Source organism: Exiguobacterium sp. KKBO11 (assembly GCF_001644945.1).
Taxonomy (GTDB): Bacteria; Bacillota; Bacilli; order Exiguobacteriales; family Exiguobacteriaceae; genus Exiguobacterium_A; species Exiguobacterium_A abrahamii.
Genome location: NZ_LUCU01000011.1, coordinates 440,318 through 462,264 on the forward strand (window position 1 = coordinate 440,318; position 21,947 = coordinate 462,264).

Sequence of the window (21,947 nt, forward strand, 5' to 3'; positions counted from 1 at the left end):
AACGATCGAAGAGCTACTCGCGAAAGGTGACTCCTTGAAAGAGGAGATCGCCAGTGCCATTACACACGGATTGGGTGTCATTTTCAGTATCGTCGCGCTCGTGATGTTGATCCTGCAGGCGACGAAATCCGGCAGCGCTTGGAACGTCACTGCTGTCAGTATCTTCGGGGCAACGATGATTCTCCTTTATCTGTTCTCGACCTTGATGCATTCGCTGATGCATACGAAAGCAAACAAGGTTCTACAAATTTTAGATCATGCTGGCATCTATCTCTTGATTGCTGGTAGTTATACACCGTTCGCCTTGATCACGCTCCGTGGTCCGCTCGGCTGGACGTTACTCGGGATCGTCTGGGGTGTCGGGACGCTCGGCATCATCTGGAAGCTTTATTCGACCGGTAAATATGTCTGGATCTCGAATGCGTCTTATCTGATCCTCGGCTGGTGTTGTCTGTTTGCGATCAAGCCGATCTATGAAGCACTCGGATTACAAGGATTCTTATTGCTCCTCGGTGGTGGACTTGCGTACTCCCTCGGCGTCATCTTCTACGTCTGGGCACGCTTGCCGTATAACCACGCGATTTGGCATCTGTTCGTCCTTGCTGGTAGTGTGTTGATCTTCCTGTCGATTTTCTATTACGTTGCTCCGGCGACAATGTCATGAAAAAATTACGGCTCCGGGACTGGCTCCCGCTCACGCTGTATTTTATGTTTGGACTTGGATTGCTCCTGTATTTCCGGATGTCGGGAATGTTGGAGCAATTCGACATTCAAGCATTATCGGATTGGGTACGGGATCAAGGTCTGACAGGGATGTTGCTTTACGTACTCGCTTACACGATTCGACCACTCGTCTTTTTCCCAGCGAGCTTGTTGACGTTATTTGGTGGGTATACGTACGGACCGTGGCTCGGGACATTGCTCGACGTCATTGGTGCCGGTACCGGCGGTTTTCTCAGCTTTTGGATCGCCCGGTTGCTCGGTCGCCGTGGCGTCGAGAAGTTGATCGGGAAAGGGAAGCTGAACGTGCTTGACGAACGGATTGCGACGAACGGCTTTCTCGTTGTGCTCGTCGTTCGATTGATTCCACTGTTTCCGTTTGACGCGATCAGCTACGCGTCGGGTCTATCGAAAATCCGCTTTAAACAGTTCGCTATCGCCAACTATCTCGGGATCATTCCCGGTGCGTTCGTTTACAACAATATCGGCTCAAGCCTGCGCGATCCGTTCTCCTGGCAATTTTTCGTTGCGATCGGACTATATGTCCTATTCTTTGCCGTAGGACTTGTTGCTCAACGGATTCTCAAAAATAAACGAAATAAAGAGCGTATGTAAGCGCTTTATGGCATAATATGAGTGCAGAGATGTGAACCGATACGGTAAAACAGCCTAGCATTTATTTAGGGGGAATCATGAGTGATGGAAAAAGTACTACGGGATGGTTTTATCTTCTTATCGCAAAACAAGACATTGAACGGTCTCGCCAAGCGATACGGGCTTAAATTCGGAGCAAGTCGCTTCGTGGCAGGGGATTCATTGGAAGCATCGAAACGGGCGATCCAGGAATTGAACGCAAAAGGGTTATGCGTCACGATGGACCATTTAGGGGAGTTCATCTCGACGGTAGCGGAAGCAGAGATGATGACACAAGAATGTATTCGTGCGGTTGAGATGATTGCGGAAGAAAAATTAGACTCGCAACTCTCGTTGAAACTGACATCACTCGGACTCGATATCTCGGACGAATTGATCCGCTCGAACATGGAACGGATCTTAACGCGGGCGAAAGAACTCGGTGTCTTCGTCACGATTGATATGGAAGATGAGCCACGTTGTGAAAAGACGATTCAATTGTTTGAAGAATTGCGCCAATCTTTCGATAACATCGGAACAGTCATCCAGTCATACCTCTACCGGTCGGAAGATGACATCAAACGTGTCGGACGCTTCGAGACGAATCTTCGGATCGTCAAAGGGGCATACAAAGAGCCGGCAACGGTTGCGTTCCCAGAGAAAGAAGATGTCGACCACAACTACATCAAGCTCGTGAAGTTACAATTATCACTCGGAAACTATGCTGCCGTCGCAACGCATGACGATGCGATGATCGAGCAAGTCATCCGTCACGCTAAAGAAAATGGGATCGAAAAAGACCAGTTCGAATTCCAGATGTTATTTGGTATCCGGGTCGAGCGTCAACTCGAACTCGTCAAACAAGGCTATAAAGTCCGTGTCTACGTTCCTTATGGCCGTGACTGGTACGGTTACTTCATGCGCCGCTTAGCAGAACGACCGGCAAACGTTGCCTTCGTTCTCAAAGGAATGGTCAAAGGATAAGAAGAGAAGGCGATGCAACGTTGCATCGTCTTTTTTTGATTCAGAGAGGAGAGGACAGAATGGTGCGCACAGAACAAGAGTTAAAGGAACTGCTACAACAAGACGCGAATGTAACGCCTGGATTACTCGATGAGTTACTTTTACATATCGGTTCGACGGATTCTGAGTTACGAGATGGATTGATCTATCCGCAGTTAGCGACCTATATCGCATCAGAGTCCTTTACGATAGAAGAGGCCAATCGAATTTTCGATTTTATTTTAAGCGGGCATGGATTGATGTATAGAATGGGAACAGCGGACACAACAGCTGTTCTGACGCGATCATTTTCAGCATTAGCACTCGGTGAATTGTTAGTGATGTACAAAACCCGACACTTATTGACGCAAAGTCAGTTGGATCGGCTGTCCACTTACTTACAAACCTATTTGCAGCAAGAAAAGGATGTCCGTGGATTCATTGACGGAATGGGGTGGGCACACAGCATGGCACATATCGCAGATGTCTATGCGGTTTGGTTTACGCACCCAGCCAGTCGTCCACAAGAGGAACTCGGAGCGATTGATGCGATGATTCGTCAGTTGACACGGTCCGATTATCTCTATGTTGATGAAGAAGCGGACCGGATGGTGACGGCATGGTTGCAAGCTTGTCACCATGGACTGTCGGAAGATGTCCTATTACAACGAATCGAAAAGATCATTCAGGAGTGGTTAGTGAGTGACGTGACATGGGGAGATGCGGAGTGGACGACGTATCGTAATGTCAAACAGATGCTACAGACACTCTATTTCCGACTGAAATGGGAAGAACAATCGGATCTCGTCTTAATTGAAGAGTGGTTGCGACAGGTACATCAGCGAACGCACGGAGGATAAAGCATAGTATACCGGACGTCCCTAGCATCTTCGCTTTCCTCAGGCGGGAAGTAAGCCGCGGCAGCTCACATTCCATGTGATTTGCCGGGTCTTCCTCTTCCCTGACGGAAGCATGGTGCATGCTTCCTTTTCCTGCAGGAGTCGAAGATGCCCGGTTCGTCCTAAATGAACAAACATCAAAAGCGATCGATTTCCGTCAATGGAATCGATCGCTTTTAGTATTAAATACGTTCACCCTCCTCACATGTCTTCACCCGACTCCTACAGGAAAAAGCGCGACGTTTCATCTCGCGCTGTCAGAGACAAACAAGACCCGGATTCGTTATCCGAAGGATGAGGAAGACTGGCTTGTGTCTCGCCTGAGGAAAGCGGGTGAGAAGACAGTGAGGTGAATAGTGCGTTACATCGATCATTTCGCATCATGGCCAAATGATATTACCTAGAAACACCATCCCAGCAAATAAACCAATCATTAAGAAGACAGTAGTTTGTGGTTGGAAACGTTTCTCCCGATAACGTCGAAATAAACGGTCCCCCAATGCCTGTATACAGAATAAGAGACCAATAAAGAGTAGGAAGAATTGCCATCTTTCTAGAACATCGAGAGCATCAATGTAAAATAAAAAAACAATACATAAAGCTATTAATATAGACGTATAAAAGGTACTGTGTGACATATTTATCTCTCCCTTACAGCCGTCGTCTGAAAAGCAAATAAACACGAGAAAGCATGGGCTTGATCCAGTAACCGATGCCCCGTCATGACGGCGCCTTCCTTTTGGATGATTGCTTCATCGAGTAACGTCCAACCCCGTTCTTTAGCTAGCTGCAGCAGTTCCCACGGCATCATCGTATTCCCCATCGCGACTTCCTCACCGTAGAGACGACGATAAGCAAGTTGACGCGGAGCGGCTGTCGGACCAAGTAGACTGATGACGACAAGCGGGGCGACACGTTCGATTTCTTCTAAAACCTTTACGGGACGTGTCGACCATTCAAGTGAGTTGACGGCGAGGACGACATCAAACGCATGATCGGCGAACGGCAATGCTTCACCCGTTCCAACGATGAACGTCTGCTCGGGTGACTTCTCACGCGCGATTCGGATCATCTCGTCTGAGACATCGAGTCCGACTGTCTGAAAGTCCGGTGTCAGTAAGCGACAGGCTGCCCCATCACCGCAACCGAGATCAAGCAAACGACCACCGGTGATTGTTTTTCGTAAGAACGGCAAAACGGTTTTCCGACTGCCGTTCGTCCACATATCGTCAGCGCGATCCGCCCAGTCGGCGGCTTTTTGATTCCATACATGTTCGGTTTGACTCATTTCTATCCACTCCTTTTTATCAGTCTAACAGGAAAATTTGTCCATTGACTGATTTTTTATTGCTACTGAATCATTATTCATTTATGATGAAGATGTAGAAGAAGCACACCAAAGTCGTTCGGCTTCTTTTTTTGTCAGTATAATGAATGGTTGTTCATTCAATTTAAACTCAGGGGGTATATCATGGCGAGTCAAATCGGTCAGCCGACCACAATCCAGTTGACGAAACACATCCAATTCGCCGTCATCATCGGTTCAGGGGTGATGGGTGCAGGCATCGCGGCACATCTTGCGAATGCTGGCATACGGACATTGATGCTTGATATCGTACCAAAAGAACTTACGGCACAAGAAGAGAAGCAGGGCTTGACGCTGAGTGATCCGCGCGTCCGTTCCCGCATCGCGCGCGATAACCGCGAAAAACTCTTGAAACAAAATCCAGCACCACTCGCATCGAAGAAATTGATCGACTTCATCGAGGTCGGAAACTTAGAAGACGACTTAGAGCGTCTGAAAGAAGCGGACTGGATCGTCGAAGTCGTTGTCGAACGACTCGATGTCAAACAACAATTGTTTAAAACGATCGAACCGTTCATTCGGGAAGACGCGATCGTCAGCTCGAACACATCAGGCATTTCAATTGAAGCGATTCGCGAAGGACGCTCGGAATCGTTCAACCGTCGTTTCCTCGGGACACACTTCTTTAATCCACCACGTTATCTGAAGTTACTCGAGTTGATTCCGACATCAGACACGGATCCACGTGTCGTTGACTTCATGAAACAATTCGCAGAAGAACGACTCGGGAAAGGTGTCGTCATCGCGAAGGATACACCGAACTTCATCGGCAACCGGATCGGGACATACGGTCTCCTCGTGACGATGGATGAGATGAAAAAAGGTGGATATTCGATCGGGGAGGTCGATTCGGTCACAGGTCCACTCCTTGGTCGCCCAGGGTCAGCGACGTTCCGGACACTCGACGTCGTCGGCATCGACACGTTCGTCCATGTTGCGAACAACGTCTATGACTTGTTGCCAGAAGGCGAAGAGAAGGAGACGTTCGCGGTCCCGGCTGAGATGCGTCGCCTTGTCGAACAAGGAGCGCTTGGTGCGAAGACGGGTCAAGGGTTCTATAAGAAAGTCGGAAAACAGATCCTTGAACTTGATCTCGAGACATTCGAGTACGTTGAAAAGAAAGCGCTTACTGAACCGTCGATCGGACAAGCTAAAGCACTTCCGGGCGCAAAAAACAAACTGAAAGCCGTCGTCTTCGCACAAGATCGTGTCGGTGCCTTACTCTGGCCGATCCACGCGAAAACATTGCTCTACTCGGCTCAGCTGACGGGAGAAATCGCAGACGACATCAAAGCAATCGACGAAGCAATGAAATGGGGCTTCGGCTGGAAGATGGGACCGTTCGAGACATGGGACGCACTTGGCGTCGAGAAAACGGTCGCGAAGATGAAACAAGATGGTTACGCAGTACCGGCATGGGTCGATGAGATGCTCGAAGCAGGAAAAACGAGCTTCTATGATGCGTCCGGTCGTCATTATGACGTTGCAACGAAAGACTACGTCGGAGCAACGGTCAATCCGAAGGAAATCCGCCTCCGCGACGTCCGGAAGTCAAACGGTGTTCTCCTTGAGAACAATGGGGCACGCTTGCTTGATATCGGTGACGATGTCGCAGTCCTCGAGTTCACTTCGAAGAGCAATGCGATCGGTGTCGACATCATGCAGATGATCGAACAGTCGGTCGATCTCGTTGAGAAAAACCACCGTGGTCTCGTCATCGCGAACGATGGCAAGAACTTCTGTGTCGGTGCGAACCTAGCGATGATGCTGATGGAAGCGGAAGATGAGAACTGGTTCGAACTCGACTGGATCATCAACAAGTTCCAACAATCGATTCAAAAGATTCGTTACGCATCGCGTCCGATCGTCGCTGCTCCACAAGGGATGACGCTTGGTGGCGGTACAGAAATCTCGCTTCCGGCAGCTCGCCTGCAAGCTGGTCTTGAAACGTACATGGGTCTCGTCGAAGTCGGTGTCGGTCTAATTCCAGGAGGCGGCGGAAACGTCAATACGTACCGTCGACTGTTAGAAAACACACCAGACGGACTCGTTAATATCGAGAAAGCAGCACAAAAAACGTTCGAAAACGTCGCGATGGCAAAAGTCTCAAAATCAGCCTTTGAAGCACGCGAACTCGGATATGTCCGCTCCGTTGATCAGATCTCGATGAACCGAGATCACTTGACGTATGATGCGAAACAACTCGTCCTTGAACTCGACCGGACCGGCTACACGGCACCAGCGAAAGCGAAGATTCCAGTCGTCGGTCGTGCTGGGAAAGCGACGCTTGAACTCGCGACACGCGAAATGTTCTACGGCGGCTATATCTCGGAACACGATTTGAAAATCGCTAGTAAACTCGCACACGTCATCGCCGGTGGAAACGTCGCCTTCGGTAGCCACGTCGATGAACAATATATGCTCGACATCGAACGGGAAGCATTCTTGAGCCTGATCGGTGAGATGAAGACACAACAACGGATGCAGCACATGCTCGTCAAAGGCAAGCCGCTTCGTAACTGAGGACTGGGGGGATTCGGATGAAGGAAGCAGTAATCGTCGCCGGTGCACGGACACCGGTCGGAAAAGCAAAAAAGGGCGCATTCAAATCGATGCGCTCGGATGAATTAGCAGGCATCGCCATCCAGGAAACGTTGAAACGGTCCGGCTACACGGGAGCGGTCGATGACGTCATTCTCGGATGTGCCTTACCGGAAGCAGAGCAGGGGATGAACATCGCTCGCTATGCTTCAGTCCTCGGTGGATTATCCCATGAAGTACCGGCGATCACGATCAACCGGTATTGCTCAAGTGGATTACAATCGATCGCTGACGCGGCAATGAAGATCATGACGGGGCAAGCAACTGCGGTCGTCGCTGGTGGACTTGAATCGATGAGCCAAGTCCCGATGCCGGGTCACGTCGTCCGACCTAATCCGTCGATCGTCGACACGGCACCGGAATACTACATGAGCATGGGGCATACAGCGGAGCAAGTCGCTGCGACCTACAATGTCTCACGGGAAGATCAAGATGCGTTTGCGTTGAAGAGTCACCAAAAAGCAGCTGCAGCCATCGCAGCTGGTAAGTTTGCTGACGAGATCGTTCCGGTAACGGTGACGGAACAACTCGTCAACGATGAACTGAAAATCGAGGAGAAGACGTTCGTCGTCGAGCACGATGAAGGTGTTCGACCGGATTCGTCACCGGAAGGTCTCGCAAAACTTCGCCCAGCGTTCCGCCTCGGCGGTAGCGTCACAGCAGGGAATTCTTCGCAGACGTCAGACGGTGCGGCTGCCGTCCTCGTCATGGAACGAGAAGAAGCAGAACGCCAAGGCTTACCGATTCTCGGCAAGTTCAAGTCGTTTGCGGTCGGTGGTGTTCGTCCGGAAGTGATGGGAATCGGACCAGTCGTCGCGATTCCAAAGGCACTGGACCTCGCAGGCATCACGCTTGAGGACGTTGGTTTGATCGAGTTGAACGAAGCGTTCGCTTCGCAGTCGCTCGGTGTCATCCGCGAGCTTGGATTAAACGAAGACATCGTCAACGTCAACGGTGGAGCGATCGCCCTCGGTCACCCACTCGGTTGTACAGGAACGAAACTCACATTGACGCTCTTGCATGAAATGAAACGCCGGAATGTCCAGTATGGTGTCGTCTCGATGTGTATCGGTGGCGGAATGGGCGCAGCAGGTGTATTCGAACTAGTTGAAGGAGGAACAGGACAATGAGCCAAACGACAAACGAATTAATCAAAGGTGGCAGTTTTGTATTAGATGAGTTAGCACCAGAACGTCTCTTCACACCAGAGGATTTCTCGGAAGAACACAAAATGGTCGGTGACATGACAGCGAAGTTCGTCGAAGATCGTGTCGTTCCAGTCCTTGATCGAATCGAAAAACACGAGTTCGAACTGTCGGTCGGTCTCCTCCGCGAAGCAGGCGAGCTTGGTCTACTCGGCGCAGACGTTCCGGAAGCATACGGCGGCTATCAGATGGATAAGATCTCGTCTTCAATCATTACGGAAAAATTCGCACGGGGTCGTTCATTCGCCCTCAGCTACGGCGCACACGTCGGAATTGGTTCGTTGCCAATCGTCTTCTTTGGTAACGAAGAGCAAAAGCATAAATACTTGCCGAAGCTCGCTTCAGGGGAGTGGATCGCTTCGTACGCGTTAACGGAACCAGGCTCTGGTTCGGATGCTCTTGGTGCCAAAACGACGGCTGTCTTGAACGAAGCTGGTACGCACTACATCTTGAATGGTGAAAAACAATGGATCACGAACGCTGGTTTCGCAAGCTTGTTCGTCGTCTACGCAAAAATCGACGGTGACAAGTTCACAGCCTTCCTCGTCGAAGGATCGTATCCAGGCGTCTCGACAGGCGTCGAGGAACAGAAGATGGGAATCAAAGGATCATCGACACGGACGTTGATCTTACAAGATGCAGAAGTACCAGTCGATAACGTCCTTGGTGAGATCGGACGCGGTCACGTCATCGCCTTCAACATCTTGAACGTCGGTCGTTATAAATTAGCTGTCGGTGCTGTCGGTTCGTCAAAACGGGCGATCGATCTCGCAGTCCAGTACTCGAACGAACGGAAACAGTTCAAGACACCAATCAGCTCGTTCCCATTGATTCAAGAAAAACTCGCAACGATGGCAGCACAGACGTATGCGATGGAAAGTTCGGTCTACCGGACGGGTGGTCTGTTCCAGGATAGTCTTGATCAGTTGTCAGAAGAAGAGAGCAAGGACGGTAAGAAAATCGCCGATGCAATCGCGGAGTACGCAATCGAGTGCTCGATGAACAAAGTCTTCGCTTCGGAAACATTTGATTACGTCATCGATGAAGCGGTTCAAATTCACGGTGGTTACGGCTTCATGGCAGAATATGAAGTCGAGAACATGTACCGTGATTCACGGATCAACCGGATCTTCGAAGGAACGAACGAGATCAACCGTCTTCTCGTTCCAGGAACGTTGCTGAAGAAAGCGATGAAAGGCGAGTTGCCGTTGCTTGCGGAAGCACAGCGTCTGCAACAAGAAGTGATGAGCTTCATGCCGACAGAAATCGGAACAGCACCACTTGATCGCGAACGCCACTTACTCGCGATGATGAAGAAGATTTTCTTGTTGACTGCCGGAACAGCGGTCCAGAAATACCAGGACAAACTTCAAGGCGAGCAAGAGATTTTAGCGAATACAGCCGACATCATGAGTGCGATCTATGCGCTGGAGTCAGCAATCGTCCGGACGGACAAAGCGATTGCCGACAAAGGAATCGAGAAGAGCGAACTGAAAGTCCGTTACACGGAAGTTTTCGCACAACAAGCGTTCGAAGCTGTCGAGCGTGACGCGAAAGAGACACTCTACGCGGCAGCAAGCGGCGACGAACTCCGGATGTTGCTCTCGGCGCTGAAAAAATTCAGCCGTTACCAGCCAATCAACGTCATCGGTACGAAACGCGACATCGCAAAACGTCTCATCGAGTCAAACAAATATACGGTCTAAGTCAGGTTTACCGCTTCGCCTTTGCAGGGAAAATCTCTGTAAAGGCGAAGTTTTTGGTTGGAGGAGGAAAACGAGATGCGCCAAGAATTGGTTGAACTGCAATTTGCGATTGCCTACTATCAATCCCTTGAACGTTTGTCGCCGGAAGAATGGGATCTGCCGCTTGCGCTTAATAAGTGGACCGTCCTTGAGTGCGTCAGTCATCTGTATTTATGGGACCGGTTTTATTACGATCATGCCATCTCGAAGTTACCGGATGAACCGTTGACGCTCGTCGAGACGGATTTTGATCAGTTCAATCGACTGGCGGTCGAATATGCGCATCATATCGATCCGCTTGCTTTGTTGAAGAAAGCGATCAGTGTCCGGCGTGATATCGTCAATCACCTCGATCGTCTGTCTGACGAGCAATTTGAAGCAACCTATGAGGATTTTCGACCGCAAGGCTTCGTCGAATCGTTCGTTGCCCATGACGCCCATCATCAAGATCAGATTGACGGGGCGCTCGCACGCTTGAAGCAGAAGTGATCCATCTGCTACTCTTGAAGGTGAGGTGAGGAACATGACAAAAACAGTCACGATGTACGGCTATCCGAAATGTAGTACGTGCGTCAAAGCAAAAAAAGCACTCGAACAGCACGGTGTCGAAGTGGATTACAAACACATCGTCGAGGAGACACCATCTGCAACGACGATCCAGGAACTTCATCAAAAGAGTGGAGAGCCGTTGAAGAAATTCTTCAACACGAGCGGTCAATCATACCGTTCGCAAGGGATCAAGGACAAACTTCCAGAGCTATCGGAAGACGAGCAATACAAGTTGCTCGCAAGTGACGGCATGTTATTGAAGCGTCCGATCGTTACAGACGGAAAAGACGTCACGATCGGCTTCAAGGAAGAAATGTATCAAGGAAAATGGTATTAAGTTCAGAGTCGATTTTGGTATACTGAACACGTTAGTCCAAATTAGTCCACAGGGGGAATCGGAAATGAGTCAAGTAAAAGACAACTTACGCTATTCGGAAGAACATGAATGGGTCGAAGTATCAGGAAACAAGGCGCGCATCGGAATCACGGATTTCGCGCAACACGAACTCGGGGATATCGTCTTCGTCGAATTGCCTGAAGTCGGAGATACGATCTCAGCAAACGAGCCATTCGGTTCAGTCGAGTCGGTCAAGACAGTCTCGGAGTTATACGCACCGATCTCTGGTAAAGTCGTTGCCATCAACGAAAACCTTTCGGATTCCCCAGAACTCGTCAACGAGTCACCATTCGAAGGCGCTTGGATGGTTGACATCGAAATCGAAGATGCTTCACAAGTCGAGGCATTGATGGACGCTGCGGCGTACAAATCGATGATCAACGAGTAATACTTAACGAAAAGAGAGTGAACGAGGCGCTTGCGTTTCGTCCGCTCTCTTTTTTTTGTATACTGACGACAGATACCACGAAGAAAGGAGCGACCGTCATGCAAGAGGTCACGACCGTCCCGGAAAACGGGCTATTGTATGTCTATGCACCGATGTGCGGGACATGCGCCATTGCGGAACGTATGCTCGATATCGTTGAAGCGACGGAATCAGGTCAATCGATTCAGAAGGCGAACGGGAATTTCATTCCGGATTTCTTAGAAGAAGCCCGTGTCATGAGTGTTCCTGCGTTGTTGCGAATTGAAGAAAATCAAGTCGTAGAGCGACTTTATGCCTTCCAGTCCGTTCAAAACGTCTTTGCTTTCTGTCAAGAACGGTAAGAAAAGTCCGATTGGATTTTTCTTTTTGTTAAATTGTCGGAATATTTACAATAATCCGTTGACAACGCAGAAATATGAATGGTATATTCATAACAACTTCTAGAAATGCATTATAGGAAGTCTAGCAGAGATGATCGTTCAATACGATTCAAGTCCTGAACCCTTTCTCCCATCCTAAGCCGGTGTATTGTTTCCCCTTAAGTCGTCCCCCAAAGACGAAGCGGTGCAATGAACGGGTGGTGGATCGAAAGGACCGATCAGGAAGTGAACGTAAGCTGGCGATCATGTCGAACAGGCGCCGTCCTCCACGCGGAAGAGCGAACAATTCCGAATGGAGCTGGGTTTTCCTTCGTAGCATTTCTAACCACATTATTCGTGTTGTCGGTTCGCCGGCAACGCCTTTTTTTTGTTTTCTGGAAGTTTTTCGAGCCGGTCGCTTGCCAGGATAGAATCTCCTTGCTACAATGCGAATAAGGAAAATTACTTTAATTCATATCCGATTACTCGGAATTAACTGGTGAGATGGAGGACGACAAGGCATGACAGTACGTTTTATGGATGTTTTCACAGAATGGGCATCAACGTATGACGAGACAGTAACCGGACACGATCCGGAGTATAAAGAGGTTTTTCGTCGATACGATGAGATTTTGGATACAGTAGCGGATAAAGCGCAGTCGCCGGTCATTGAATTCGGAGCAGGCACAGGGAACCTGACACAACGTCTTCTGGCACGTCACGACGCCGTACTCGCCGTTGAACCAAGTCCGGAGATGCGGGCAATCCTGACGGAAAAGATTCCGTCGCTTGATGTACAGGATGGTCACTTCCTCTCGTTCGAGGCGAAGGAAGCACGCAGTTTTGTTTCTACGTATGCGTTTCATCATCTAACAGATGAGGAAAAGGGAGAAGCAATCGATCTGATGGCATCACATTTACCGGCAGACGGAAAAATCGTCTACGCGGATACGATGTTCGTCTCAGAAGAGGCACGCCTGCAAACGATTCGTGAAGCACGTGCTCAAGGGTTCGACGCGTTAGCGGAAGATCTCGAACGCGAGTTCTACCCGTTGATTCCAGTCATGGAAGAATTGTTTACATCACGGGGATTCACTGTTAAATTTATACAATACAATCACTTCGTCTGGCTCGTAGAAGCCGAGAAAATGGGGGAATAAATCATGGCACTTCAAAAAATGAACGTCGAAAGCTTTAACCTGGATCACACGAAAGTCAAAGCACCTTATATCCGCGTCGCGGGTTATAAAGAAGGTAAAGTCGACCAAGTCGTCAAATACGATATCCGTTTCACACAACCAAACGTTGAGCAAATGCCGATGCGTGCGATGCACACACTCGAGCACTTACTTGCTGAAAACATCCGTAACTACTCGGATGATGTCATCGATGTCTCACCGATGGGATGCCAAACAGGTTTCTACATGGCGATGATGAACTTCGACTCGGTCGAAAAAATGAGCGAACTCGTTGAGAAGACGTTGAAAGACGTCCTCGCAGCAGAAGAGATTCCAGCGCAAAACGAAGTCCAATGTGGATTTGCGAGCGCACATGACCTCAAAGGAGCGAAGCACTATGCCGAGAAAATGCTTGCCGGTCGTGATGAATGGGACATCGTCTTCGGATGATCGCGAACAACGTCCGCGACCTCGTCGGAAACACACCACTCTACGAGATCACTTCATTCGATTTGCCTGCTGGTACGCGCATTTTGGCGAAGCTCGAATGGATGAACCCTGGGGGCAGCGTCAAAGACCGCCTTGGCATTCAACTCGTTGATGCAGCAATCGAAAACGGACATGTGACACCAGGCGGTACGATCATCGAGCCGACAGCCGGGAATACCGGCATCGGCTTGGCGCTCGCCGCTAAAAAATATGATCTTCAAGTCATCTGTGTCGTTCCGGAAAAATTCAGTCAAGAAAAACAGACGTTGATGCGGGCACTCGGCGCAACCGTCGTCAACACGCCGACTGAACTCGATATGCAAGGGGCTATCGACCGGGCTAAAGAACTCGGTCAGGAAATTCCGAACAGTTACGTTCCGTTACAATTCGAAAACGAAGAGAATCCAGTCACGTATCAGCGGACACTCGGTCCTGAGCTGATTGCGGACTTGTCGCACATCGACTGGTTCGTTGCCGGTTGTGGTTCAGGTGGTACGTTCGCCGGAACAGCGGACTTCTTAAAACAACGTCTCGGTACAAAAGCAGCGATCGTCGAACCGGAAGGCTCCGTCTTAAATGGTGGTCCAGCCGGTCCGCATAAGACAGAAGGCATTGGAACAGCAAAATGGCCAAGTCTCGTTCCGCGTGAACTCGTCGACGAGATTCATACGATTTCTGACCGCGATGCATTTGACGCGGTTCATACACTCGCTGCTCGCGAAGGATTACTCGTCGGTAGTTCAGCAGGTGCAGCGCTCGTTGCTGCGCTCGATATCGCAAAGCGTCACCCCGGCAGTACGATCGTCACCGTCTTCGCAGACAGTGCCGAACGCTACTTAAGCCAACAAATCTTTGAAAAGGTGGACGAAACTCATGCGTAAGAAGACAGCATTGATTCATGGAGGAACAGGTGTCGACCGGGCAACAGGAGCCGTCACACCTCCGATCTATCAAACAAGCACATACAAGCAGGATAAAATCGGTCAACTCAAGGACGGATACGAATACTCACGGACAGCGAACCCGACACGGACGAGCATCGAACGATTGATTGCGGATCTCGAAGGTGGCGCACGTGGTTTTGCCTTCGGTTCTGGGATGGCAGCAATCCATGCCGTCTTCCACTTGCTTGAGTCTGGCGACCACATCGTCATGACAGATGACGTCTACGGTGGTACGTTCCGCTTGATGCAACGCGTCTTACCGAAGTTCAATATCCAAGTGACATTCGTCGATACGACGGACCTTGCGGCAACGGAAGCAGCGATCCAAGACAACACGAAGATCGTCTACGTCGAAACACCGACGAACCCGTTGTTGAAAGTAACGGACATTGAAGCAATCGCAACGATCGCCAAACGTCACGATCTTAAACTTGTCGTCGACAACACGTTCGCGACACCTTATCATCAACAACCACTCGCACTTGGTGCAGACATCGTCTTGCACAGTGCGACGAAATACATCGGCGGACATTCGGACGTCGTCGCTGGACTTGTCGTCGTCAAAGATGATGCGCTCGGCGAAGAGCTGCACTTCATCCAAAACTCGACAGGCGGCGTGCTTGGACCGCAAGACAGCTTCTTGCTCGTCCGTGGTCTTCGTACACTCGGTATCCGAATGGATGCGATCGAAGAGACAGCACATGATCTCGTTGCGTTCCTACAAGCGCAAGACATCGTCTCGAACATTTTCTACCCAGGACTTGCATCGCATCCTGGTCACGACATCCAAGCGAAACAAGCGACTGGATTTGGTGGGATGATCAGCTTTGATGTCGGTTCAGCAGCGAACGCAGAAAAACTCGTCGAGGCGACACACTTCTTCACACTTGCTGAAAGTCTTGGTGCCGTCGAGAGTCTGATTTCGGTGCCGGCACGGATGACGCACGCGTCGATCCCAGCAGAGCGTCGGGCAGAACTCGGCATCACAGACGGTCTCGTCCGGATTTCAGTTGGACTTGAAGACGCGGAAGATTTGAAAGAAGACTTAACACGTGCTTTCACGTTCCTCGAAAAAGTTTCTGAAAAAACTGTTTGACAACAAAAATAACCCCTGCTAATATTCAGAATATATTCTACAAACTTAATACCGAAACTCTTATCGAGAGTGGTGGAGGGACTGGCCCGATGAAACCCGGCAACCGCGGATCTAATCCGAAGTGGTGCTAATTCCAGCAGACAAAAGTCTGGGAGATGAGAGCAAATGGTTTTGTGTACTGAAAAGTGCGCGCGTTTGCTCTAAAACGCGCGCACTTTTTTTATTTTAGGAGGGACAGTTGTGATTCGTTTACAAGACGTAGGAAAGATTTATCGCTCAAAGCGCGGAGCGGTCGAAGCCGTCGCGAATGTCGATCTGACAATCGAGCGCGGTGAAATTTTTGGAATAATCGGTTATTCCGGAGCAGGGAAATCGACTCTGATCCGATTACTGAATATGCTCGAAGCACCAACGAGTGGTTCGATCCAAATCGATGGTGTTGAAATGACATCACTGAAACCAAAAGAATTACGAGGCGTCCGCAAGAATGTCTCGATGGTCTTCCAACACTTCAACTTACTATGGTCACGGACGGTTGAAGAGAACATCATGTTCCCACTCGAGCTAGGTGGCTTCCCGAAAGCACATCGCAAGGAACGGGTAGCGGAACTGATCCAACTCGTTGGTTTGGACGGACGCGAAAAAGCTTATCCGTCACAATTATCCGGTGGTCAAAAACAACGTGTCGGTATCGCTCGGGCACTGGCATCGAACCCGGACGTTCTCTTATGTGACGAGGCAACAAGTGCACTCGATCCGAAGACGACGGACTCAATCCTTGAGTTACTCGTCGACATCAATGAAAAACTGAAACTAACGATCGTCTTGATCACACACGAGATGCACGTCATTCAAAAAATCTGTCACCGGGTCGCCGTCATGGAAGCCGGTAAAATCGTCGAGCAAGGACCGGTCGCAGAAGTCTTCCGTCATCCGAAGCAAGCGATGACGAAGGAATTCGTCAAACAATTGACGTCACCGTCAGAGAACGAGTTAACGTTCGCGAAACTACGCGAACGGTACCCAACCGGAAAAATCGTTCAGTTGACGTTCGTCGGATCGACAGCGGAAAGCCCGATCCTCGCGGAAGTCATGAAGGATTCACCGGTCCTGTTCAATATCATCGGCGGAAACGTCGGTCAATCGCAGGAAGGGGCACTCGGTACACTGTTCATTCAGTTGATCGGGGAAACAGAAGCAACACAAGCGGTCATCACGAAGCTTCAAGCCAGTGATGTTGAAGTGGAGGTGGATCACCGATGATTTCATTCTTTGACAACCTAGATTGGGACATGGTGTGGGAAGCGACAGGCAGTACCGTCTATATGACGGCAATCGCTGGGGTTTCGACATTCGTTCTCGGTTTGATCATTGGTTTACTATTGTATGCGACAAACGAAGAGTTATTGTTCAAGAATCGGGCGTTCTATTCAGTGTTGAGCTTGATCGTCAACGTCTTCCGTTCGATTCCGTTCATCATCTTACTGATCTTATTGATTCCATTTACGACAGCGATCGTCGGTTCGTTCCTCGGACCAACGGCAGCATTACCGGCACTGATTTTCGGTGCTGCACCATTTTACGGTCGGATGGTTGAACTCGCGTTACGTGAAGTCGATAAAGGTGTCATCGAGGCAGCTGAATCGATGGGGGCGACGAAGTTCCAAATCATCTATAAAGTCTTAATCCCGGAAGCGTTGCCTGCCATCGTTTCTGGTATCACGGTCACACTCGTCTCACTTGTCGGTTATACGGCAATGGCCGGAGTAGTCGGCGGAGGTGGACTTGGGGACATGGCCTTCATCGAAGGATTCCAGCGTTCTCAAAACGATGTCATCGTCATTGCGACACTCTTAATCTTAGCGATCGTCTTCGTCATCCAAATCATTGGTGATTTGCTGATCCGTGCGATCGATAAACGTTAATTCAAATTTTATTCATATTGGAGGAATCATTCATGAAAGTTTGGAAAAAATTCGTAGGTACTGCTGCTGTATCCGTCTTAGCAATCAGCCTTGCTGCATGTGGCGAAAAATCATCAGGATCAGGTAGCGACGACAAAACACTCGTCGTTGGTGCATCAAACGTACCGCACGCTGAGATTCTTGAGCACGTTAAAAAAGAATACGAAGCAAAAGGTTACAAGCTTGAAATCAAGAAGTTCCAAGATTACGTACTTCCGAACAAAGCACTCGCTTCAAAAGAAATCGATGCGAACTACTTCCAGCACGTACCGTATCTTGAGCAACAAGAGAAAGAAAACAAATCATATAAGTTCGCGAACGCAGGTGGCGTCCACGTTGAACCACTCGGTATTTATTCGAAGAAATACAAATCACTCGATAAGTTACCAAACGGTGCAACGATCCTGACGAGCTCAAACGTCGCGGAACGCGGTCGTGTCTTGACGTTCCTTCAAAATGAAGGATTGATCAAGCTTAAAGACGGTAAAACAACAGATGCACAACTCGGTGATATCGCAGAGAACCCGAAGAAACTCAAGTTCAAGACGAACATCGAAGCATCACTTCTTCCGCAAGCTTATAAAAACAATGAAGGCGACGCTGTCCTCATCAACACGAACTATGCGATCGATAACGGTCTGAACCCACTGAAAGACGCGATCGCTTCAGAAGATGAGTCTTCACCATACGTCAACATCATCGTCACACGTGACGGCGATGAGAAAGACAAGCGTGTCACAGCACTTCTTGACGTTCTGCACGAGAAGAAAAACCAAGATTGGATCCTCGACAAGTACAAAGGTGCGGTCGTTCCAGTCAGCAAATAAGTTCACCGAAACCGGCATCCTTCCTATATAATGGAAGGATGCTTTTCATTTGTCTGAAACAGGGGTTAGGGGGAATCATATGCAACGCATACGTCAACTGCATCCGTTGACACTCGGGGTCTTGTTCGGGACGTTTTTCTCGCGTCTCGGAACGTTCATCACGATGCCGTTCTTCGCCATCTACATGACGACCGTCCTGAAGTTTGATCCGGTCGATGTCGGCTGGGTGCTCAGTATTTCGGCGATCGCCAGTCTCGTCATGAGCTTCATCGGTGGTACTTTGTCAGACCGTTATGGACGGCGGACGATGATGCTTGCCGGAACGATTGGGTTCGCGGTCGTCTTCATCGCGCTGGCACAAGTCGAGACATTCTGGGCATTCTTTACGCTCAGTGCCTTGAACGGGGTCTGTCGCTCGATTTTTGAACCGTCCGCCCGTGCCCTGATCAGTGATACGACGGACGAAGCGAACCGATTGTTCGTCTTCAATATCCGTTACGCGATGATCAACATCGCAGCAGCGATCGGACCGGGAATCGCCTTGCTGCTGAGTGCAGGGAACACGTCCGCGACGTTTTACATCACGGCGTTCGTCTATATCGTGTACGGGGTGATGATCGGTATCTTATTCAAACGCTATCCAATCACCGAGACGCATGGTGGGAAAAAGGTGTCATTCGGAGCAACGGTTCGTCTGTTGCGGACGGATATCGCCTTTACGCTGGCACTTGCCGGCATCATCTTCGGGGTCTTTGGCTACAGCCAGTTCAACTCGACCTTGCCACAGTTCTTGACGGAAACGTCACTCCTTGAAGGCGGGAAGACACTCTATGCGATCTTAATCACGATCAATGCAATCACCGTCTTGATCGTCCAGTATCCAATCATGAAGTTTGGTGTCAAGACGTCACCACTCGTCTCGATCACGACCGGGATTGCGACTGTTGCGATCGGATTGTTCATCATGGGAAATGCGAACGCGATCTGGTTGATGATCGTCGCGATGTTCATCTTCACGTGCGGGGAAGTCATGATGTTCACGATGACTGATATCTTAACCGATCGGTTCGCGAAGCCAGAATTACGGGGCAGTTACTTCGGGGCGATGGGCTTGACGTCGATCGGACAATCAATCGGTCCGATCGCCGGAGGACATTTGTTAAGTTTATATGGAGCGGACCGTCCGTTACCGATTTTCGGGATATTAGCGGGCTTGACATTATTCGGAATACCACTGCTCTTACTGTCACAACGGATTCATCGGGCTTCGACGATCGATGAACTGGAGGAACCGGTGAAACTTTCGAATGATTCTCAACAAAACGCATGATTTTGAGAAAAATCAGCGAGCGATGACGCTTGAATAATACGCGATGTTTCTTTAAGATTAGAATGATACTAAATTAGTAACGCTCGTGTTCTGAATCGTCAGTCACGAAATGAATAGATGGAGGGATTCTAACATGAAGGCTTCACACTTGAAGATTGAAGATCTACACGTCGCGATCGACGGCAAGGAAATCTTGAAAGGCGTCAACTTGGAAATCAAAGGCGGGGAAATCCACGCGGTCATGGGACCAAACGGGACAGGTAAATCAACACTCGCATCAGCATTGATGGGTCACCCATCGTACGAAGTGACATCTGGTTCAGTCACACTCGACGGCGAAGACGTCCTCGACATGGAAGTCGATGAGCGCGCACAAGCGGGTATGTTCCTCGCAATGCAGTACCCAAGCGAAATCAGTGGTGTCACGAACTCAGACTTCCTTCGTTCAGCGATCAACTCGCGTCGTGAAGAAGGCGATGAAATCTCACTCATGAAGTTCATCCGTGAGCTTGATTCACAAATGGGTCTTCTCGAGATGCCTTCAGAAATGGCACACCGCTACCTCAACGAAGGTTTCTCTGGTGGAGAAAAGAAACGTAACGAAATTCTTCAGATGATGATGCTTAAACCAGCGATCGCGATTCTTGATGAAATCGATTCAGGTCTTGATATCGATGCATTGAAAGTCGTCGCAAAAGGTGTCAACGAAATGCGTTCACCTGAATTCGGCTGCTTGATCATCACGCACTACCAACGTCTCTTGAACTATATCGAGCCAGACTTCATCCACATCATGATGGGCGGAAAAATCGTCATGTCTGGTGGTAAAGAACTCGCACACCGTCTCGAAGCAGAAGGTTATGACTGGGTTAAAAAAGAACTCGGCATCGAAGACGTCGAAATCGAAACAAAAGCGTAAGACGAGGGAGGAAGCATGATGACTGTAGAACTGAATCTTGCAGTAAATCGCGAGGCAGTGGCAGAACGTGCGACTCGCTTAGGGGAACCATCTTGGATGGTCGCAAAGCGTCAAGACGCGCTTGATCTTGCCCCAACGCTCGCATTGCCAAAAGTAGAAAAAATCAAGATCGAAGGCTGGAACTTCACAGAAGGTACGACGGAACTCGAAACCGTCACTGGTCTTTCTTCAGATATCGAAGCATTGATCGGCGAGAACCGTGATCACATGCTCGTCACGCGTAACGGACAACTCGTCCACGCGCAAAACAGTGAAGCGGCGAACGGCGTCATCTTCACGACGCTCGAAGACGCATTAAAACAACACCCAGAACTCGTCGAGAAGTACTTCATGACGGAAGGTGTTCAAGTTAACGAAGATCGTCTTGCGGCATTAAACGCAGCACTTCGTAACGGCGGTACGTTCCTTTATGTACCAAAAGGCGTTAAGCTTTCTGTACCGATGCAAGCGATCTACACGCTTGAGCAATCAGGCGCAGCGCTTTACCATCACGCGATCATCGTCGCAGATGCGGACAGCGAACTGACGTATATCGAAAACTTCGTCTCTTATGGTGATGAAGCGCATAACGTCAACGTCGTCACAGAAGTCTTCGTTGAAGACAACGCAAAAGTTCTCTTCGGTGGTGTCGACACGCTATCAAAAGGTGCCATCACGTATATGAACCGTCGTGGTGTCGTCAAAAAAGGCGCGAAGCTCGAATGGGCACTCGGTCACATGAATGACGGTCATACGGTTACAGAAACAAAAACACACCTCGTCGGAAACGATTCGTTCTCAGATACGAAAGCCGTTACGGTCGGTCGTGGAGAGCAAAAACAAAACTTCAACGTCCGGACGGACCACTTCGGTAAAGGATCAGAAGGTTTCATCTTGATCCACGGTGTCCAAAAAGACGCAGCAACATCGATCTTCAACGGAACGTCGATGATCCATCACGGCGCTTCGAAATCAAACGGCGTTCAAACGGAACGTGTCCTCATGTTGTCTGAAAAGGCACGTGGTGATGCGAACCCAATCCTCTTGATCGATGAGGATGACGTCATGGCAGGACACGCGGCATCTGTCGGTCGTGTCGATGAACTACAACTCTACTACTTGATGAGCCGTGGCCTTTCACGGAAGGAAGCAGAACGCCTCGTCGTTCACGGATTCCTCCAGCCAGTCGTCTCGGAACTTGCGATTGACTCGGTGAAAGAACGTCTCGTTCAAGTCATCGAAGGGAAAGTAAACTAAT

Annotated in this window: 23 protein-coding genes and 1 riboswitch; of the genes, 22 read left to right on the top strand and 1 reads right to left on the bottom strand. The window is 49.5% G+C overall.

Going from position 1 to position 21,947, the window contains the following annotated elements; genetic code table 11:
- Positions 1-4 precede the first annotated feature (4 nt).
- The 5 genes from trhA to AYO36_RS02445 all read left to right on the top strand — a co-directional run bounded on the left by trhA (position 5) and on the right by AYO36_RS02445 (position 3,607).
- A complete protein-coding gene (gene trhA, locus AYO36_RS02425) occupies positions 5-664 on the top strand; it encodes a PAQR family membrane homeostasis protein TrhA (RefSeq protein WP_035396436.1) in 660 nt (219 codons plus the stop codon).
- Positions 661-1,335, top strand: a complete 675-nt coding sequence (locus tag AYO36_RS02430) for a TVP38/TMEM64 family protein (RefSeq protein WP_064299441.1) — start codon at positions 661-663, stop codon at positions 1,333-1,335. The genes trhA and AYO36_RS02430 overlap by 4 nt, the downstream gene beginning before the upstream one ends.
- Before the next feature lie 84 nt (positions 1,336-1,419).
- Positions 1,420-2,337, top strand: a complete 918-nt coding sequence (locus tag AYO36_RS02435) for a proline dehydrogenase family protein (RefSeq protein ID WP_064299442.1) — start codon at positions 1,420-1,422, stop codon at positions 2,335-2,337.
- A gap of 59 nt (positions 2,338-2,396) precedes the next feature.
- Positions 2,397-3,215 (top strand): DUF2785 domain-containing protein, encoded by an 819-nt coding sequence (locus AYO36_RS02440; protein ID WP_064299443.1) that lies wholly within the window; start codon positions 2,397-2,399, stop codon positions 3,213-3,215.
- A gap of 119 nt (positions 3,216-3,334) precedes the next feature.
- Positions 3,335-3,607: a hypothetical protein gene (locus tag AYO36_RS02445; protein WP_064299444.1), complete on the top strand. Its 273-nt coding sequence runs from the start codon at positions 3,335-3,337 to the stop codon at positions 3,605-3,607.
- 287 nt (positions 3,608-3,894) lie between these two features.
- On the opposite strand, the gene AYO36_RS02455 is transcribed toward AYO36_RS02445, so the two are convergent.
- Positions 3,895-4,542 (bottom strand): class I SAM-dependent methyltransferase, encoded by a 648-nt coding sequence (locus tag AYO36_RS02455; protein ID WP_064299446.1) that lies wholly within the window; start codon positions 4,540-4,542, stop codon positions 3,895-3,897.
- A 183-nt stretch (positions 4,543-4,725) separates the two neighbouring features.
- Here AYO36_RS02455 and AYO36_RS02460 point away from each other — a divergent pair, with 183 nt between their 5' ends.
- From AYO36_RS02460 to sufD, 17 genes are all read left to right on the top strand, one after another.
- Positions 4,726-7,143, top strand: a complete 2,418-nt coding sequence (locus AYO36_RS02460) for a 3-hydroxyacyl-CoA dehydrogenase/enoyl-CoA hydratase family protein (RefSeq protein ID WP_064299447.1) — start codon at positions 4,726-4,728, stop codon at positions 7,141-7,143.
- A gap of 17 nt (positions 7,144-7,160) precedes the next feature.
- Positions 7,161-8,351: an acetyl-CoA C-acetyltransferase gene (locus AYO36_RS02465; protein WP_064299448.1), complete on the top strand. Its 1,191-nt coding sequence runs from the start codon at positions 7,161-7,163 to the stop codon at positions 8,349-8,351.
- Positions 8,348-10,132 carry an acyl-CoA dehydrogenase family protein gene (locus AYO36_RS02470; RefSeq protein WP_023469171.1) on the top strand — a complete coding sequence of 595 codons (1,785 nt, stop codon included), beginning with the start codon at positions 8,348-8,350 and terminating at the stop codon, positions 10,130-10,132. The genes AYO36_RS02465 and AYO36_RS02470 overlap by 4 nt, the downstream gene beginning before the upstream one ends.
- A 75-nt stretch (positions 10,133-10,207) precedes the next feature.
- Positions 10,208-10,660, top strand: coding sequence for a DinB family protein (locus tag AYO36_RS02475; protein ID WP_064299449.1), 453 nt, complete (start codon positions 10,208-10,210; stop codon positions 10,658-10,660).
- Positions 10,661-10,694: 34 nt separating this feature from the next.
- Entirely contained in the window at positions 10,695-11,057 is a 363-nt protein-coding gene (locus tag AYO36_RS02480; protein WP_023469169.1) for an arsenate reductase family protein, read from the top strand.
- A 64-nt stretch (positions 11,058-11,121) separates the two neighbouring features.
- Complete coding sequence (gcvH, locus tag AYO36_RS02485) at positions 11,122-11,505, top strand: glycine cleavage system protein GcvH (RefSeq protein WP_029342437.1); 384 nt, start codon at positions 11,122-11,124, stop codon at positions 11,503-11,505.
- A 98-nt stretch (positions 11,506-11,603) separates the two neighbouring features.
- Complete coding sequence (locus AYO36_RS02490) at positions 11,604-11,885, top strand: thioredoxin family protein (protein ID WP_023469167.1); 282 nt, start codon at positions 11,604-11,606, stop codon at positions 11,883-11,885.
- A gap of 539 nt (positions 11,886-12,424) precedes the next feature.
- A complete protein-coding gene (locus AYO36_RS02495) occupies positions 12,425-13,063 on the top strand; it encodes a class I SAM-dependent methyltransferase (protein ID WP_064299450.1) in 639 nt (212 codons plus the stop codon).
- 3 nt (positions 13,064-13,066) lie between these two features.
- Positions 13,067-13,531 carry an S-ribosylhomocysteine lyase gene (locus AYO36_RS02500; RefSeq protein ID WP_023469165.1) on the top strand — a complete coding sequence of 155 codons (465 nt, stop codon included), beginning with the start codon at positions 13,067-13,069 and terminating at the stop codon, positions 13,529-13,531.
- Complete coding sequence (locus AYO36_RS02505) at positions 13,528-14,451, top strand: PLP-dependent cysteine synthase family protein (protein WP_064299451.1); 924 nt, start codon at positions 13,528-13,530, stop codon at positions 14,449-14,451. Before AYO36_RS02500 ends, AYO36_RS02505 begins: the two co-directional genes overlap by 4 nt.
- Positions 14,444-15,610 carry a bifunctional cystathionine gamma-lyase/homocysteine desulfhydrase gene (locus AYO36_RS02510; RefSeq protein WP_023469163.1) on the top strand — a complete coding sequence of 389 codons (1,167 nt, stop codon included), beginning with the start codon at positions 14,444-14,446 and terminating at the stop codon, positions 15,608-15,610. The genes AYO36_RS02505 and AYO36_RS02510 overlap by 8 nt, the downstream gene beginning before the upstream one ends.
- A 57-nt stretch (positions 15,611-15,667) precedes the next feature.
- A riboswitch (SAM riboswitch) is annotated at positions 15,668-15,772 on the top strand.
- A 78-nt stretch (positions 15,773-15,850) separates the two neighbouring features.
- Entirely contained in the window at positions 15,851-16,873 is a 1,023-nt protein-coding gene (locus AYO36_RS02515; protein WP_023469162.1) for a methionine ABC transporter ATP-binding protein, read from the top strand.
- A complete protein-coding gene (locus tag AYO36_RS02520; RefSeq protein ID WP_064299452.1) occupies positions 16,870-17,535 on the top strand; it encodes a methionine ABC transporter permease in 666 nt (221 codons plus the stop codon). Before AYO36_RS02515 ends, AYO36_RS02520 begins: the two co-directional genes overlap by 4 nt.
- Positions 17,536-17,567: 32 nt before the next feature.
- Positions 17,568-18,401, top strand: a complete 834-nt coding sequence (locus tag AYO36_RS02525) for a MetQ/NlpA family ABC transporter substrate-binding protein (RefSeq protein WP_050678660.1) — start codon at positions 17,568-17,570, stop codon at positions 18,399-18,401.
- 79 nt (positions 18,402-18,480) lie between these two features.
- Positions 18,481-19,731 carry an MDR family MFS transporter gene (locus AYO36_RS02530; RefSeq protein ID WP_064299453.1) on the top strand — a complete coding sequence of 417 codons (1,251 nt, stop codon included), beginning with the start codon at positions 18,481-18,483 and terminating at the stop codon, positions 19,729-19,731.
- Between the two features lie 133 nt (positions 19,732-19,864).
- A complete protein-coding gene (gene sufC / locus AYO36_RS02535) occupies positions 19,865-20,650 on the top strand; it encodes a Fe-S cluster assembly ATPase SufC (protein WP_023469158.1) in 786 nt (261 codons plus the stop codon).
- An 18-nt stretch (positions 20,651-20,668) separates the two neighbouring features.
- A complete protein-coding gene (gene sufD, locus AYO36_RS02540; protein ID WP_064299454.1) occupies positions 20,669-21,946 on the top strand; it encodes a Fe-S cluster assembly protein SufD in 1,278 nt (425 codons plus the stop codon).
- Position 21,947: the final 1 nt, after the last annotated feature.

What these genes read in the sequence shown, in the direction of transcription:
- AYO36_RS02430 (WP_064299441.1), top strand. Translation starts at nt 661, where the DNA reads ATGAAAAAATTACGGCTCCGGGACTGGCTCCCGCTCACGCTGTATTTT.
- AYO36_RS02435 (WP_064299442.1), top strand. Translation starts at nt 1,420, where the DNA reads ATGGAAAAAGTACTACGGGATGGTTTTATCTTCTTATCGCAAAACAAG.
- AYO36_RS02440 (WP_064299443.1), top strand. Translation starts at nt 2,397, where the DNA reads ATGGTGCGCACAGAACAAGAGTTAAAGGAACTGCTACAACAAGACGCG.
- AYO36_RS02445 (WP_064299444.1), top strand. Translation starts at nt 3,335, where the DNA reads ATGCTTCCTTTTCCTGCAGGAGTCGAAGATGCCCGGTTCGTCCTAAAT.
- AYO36_RS02455 (WP_064299446.1), bottom strand. Translation starts at nt 4,542, where the DNA reads ATGAGTCAAACCGAACATGTATGGAATCAAAAAGCCGCCGACTGGGCG.
- AYO36_RS02460 (WP_064299447.1), top strand. Translation starts at nt 4,726, where the DNA reads ATGGCGAGTCAAATCGGTCAGCCGACCACAATCCAGTTGACGAAACAC.
- AYO36_RS02465 (WP_064299448.1), top strand. Translation starts at nt 7,161, where the DNA reads ATGAAGGAAGCAGTAATCGTCGCCGGTGCACGGACACCGGTCGGAAAA.
- AYO36_RS02470 (WP_023469171.1), top strand. Translation starts at nt 8,348, where the DNA reads ATGAGCCAAACGACAAACGAATTAATCAAAGGTGGCAGTTTTGTATTA.
- AYO36_RS02475 (WP_064299449.1), top strand. Translation starts at nt 10,208, where the DNA reads ATGCGCCAAGAATTGGTTGAACTGCAATTTGCGATTGCCTACTATCAA.
- AYO36_RS02480 (WP_023469169.1), top strand. Translation starts at nt 10,695, where the DNA reads ATGACAAAAACAGTCACGATGTACGGCTATCCGAAATGTAGTACGTGC.
- gcvH (WP_029342437.1), top strand. Translation starts at nt 11,122, where the DNA reads ATGAGTCAAGTAAAAGACAACTTACGCTATTCGGAAGAACATGAATGG.
- AYO36_RS02490 (WP_023469167.1), top strand. Translation starts at nt 11,604, where the DNA reads ATGCAAGAGGTCACGACCGTCCCGGAAAACGGGCTATTGTATGTCTAT.
- AYO36_RS02495 (WP_064299450.1), top strand. Translation starts at nt 12,425, where the DNA reads ATGACAGTACGTTTTATGGATGTTTTCACAGAATGGGCATCAACGTAT.
- AYO36_RS02500 (WP_023469165.1), top strand. Translation starts at nt 13,067, where the DNA reads ATGGCACTTCAAAAAATGAACGTCGAAAGCTTTAACCTGGATCACACG.
- AYO36_RS02505 (WP_064299451.1), top strand. Translation starts at nt 13,528, where the DNA reads ATGATCGCGAACAACGTCCGCGACCTCGTCGGAAACACACCACTCTAC.
- AYO36_RS02510 (WP_023469163.1), top strand. Translation starts at nt 14,444, where the DNA reads ATGCGTAAGAAGACAGCATTGATTCATGGAGGAACAGGTGTCGACCGG.
- AYO36_RS02520 (WP_064299452.1), top strand. Translation starts at nt 16,870, where the DNA reads ATGATTTCATTCTTTGACAACCTAGATTGGGACATGGTGTGGGAAGCG.
- AYO36_RS02525 (WP_050678660.1), top strand. Translation starts at nt 17,568, where the DNA reads ATGAAAGTTTGGAAAAAATTCGTAGGTACTGCTGCTGTATCCGTCTTA.
- AYO36_RS02530 (WP_064299453.1), top strand. Translation starts at nt 18,481, where the DNA reads ATGCAACGCATACGTCAACTGCATCCGTTGACACTCGGGGTCTTGTTC.
- sufC (WP_023469158.1), top strand. Translation starts at nt 19,865, where the DNA reads ATGAAGGCTTCACACTTGAAGATTGAAGATCTACACGTCGCGATCGAC.
- sufD (WP_064299454.1), top strand. Translation starts at nt 20,669, where the DNA reads ATGACTGTAGAACTGAATCTTGCAGTAAATCGCGAGGCAGTGGCAGAA.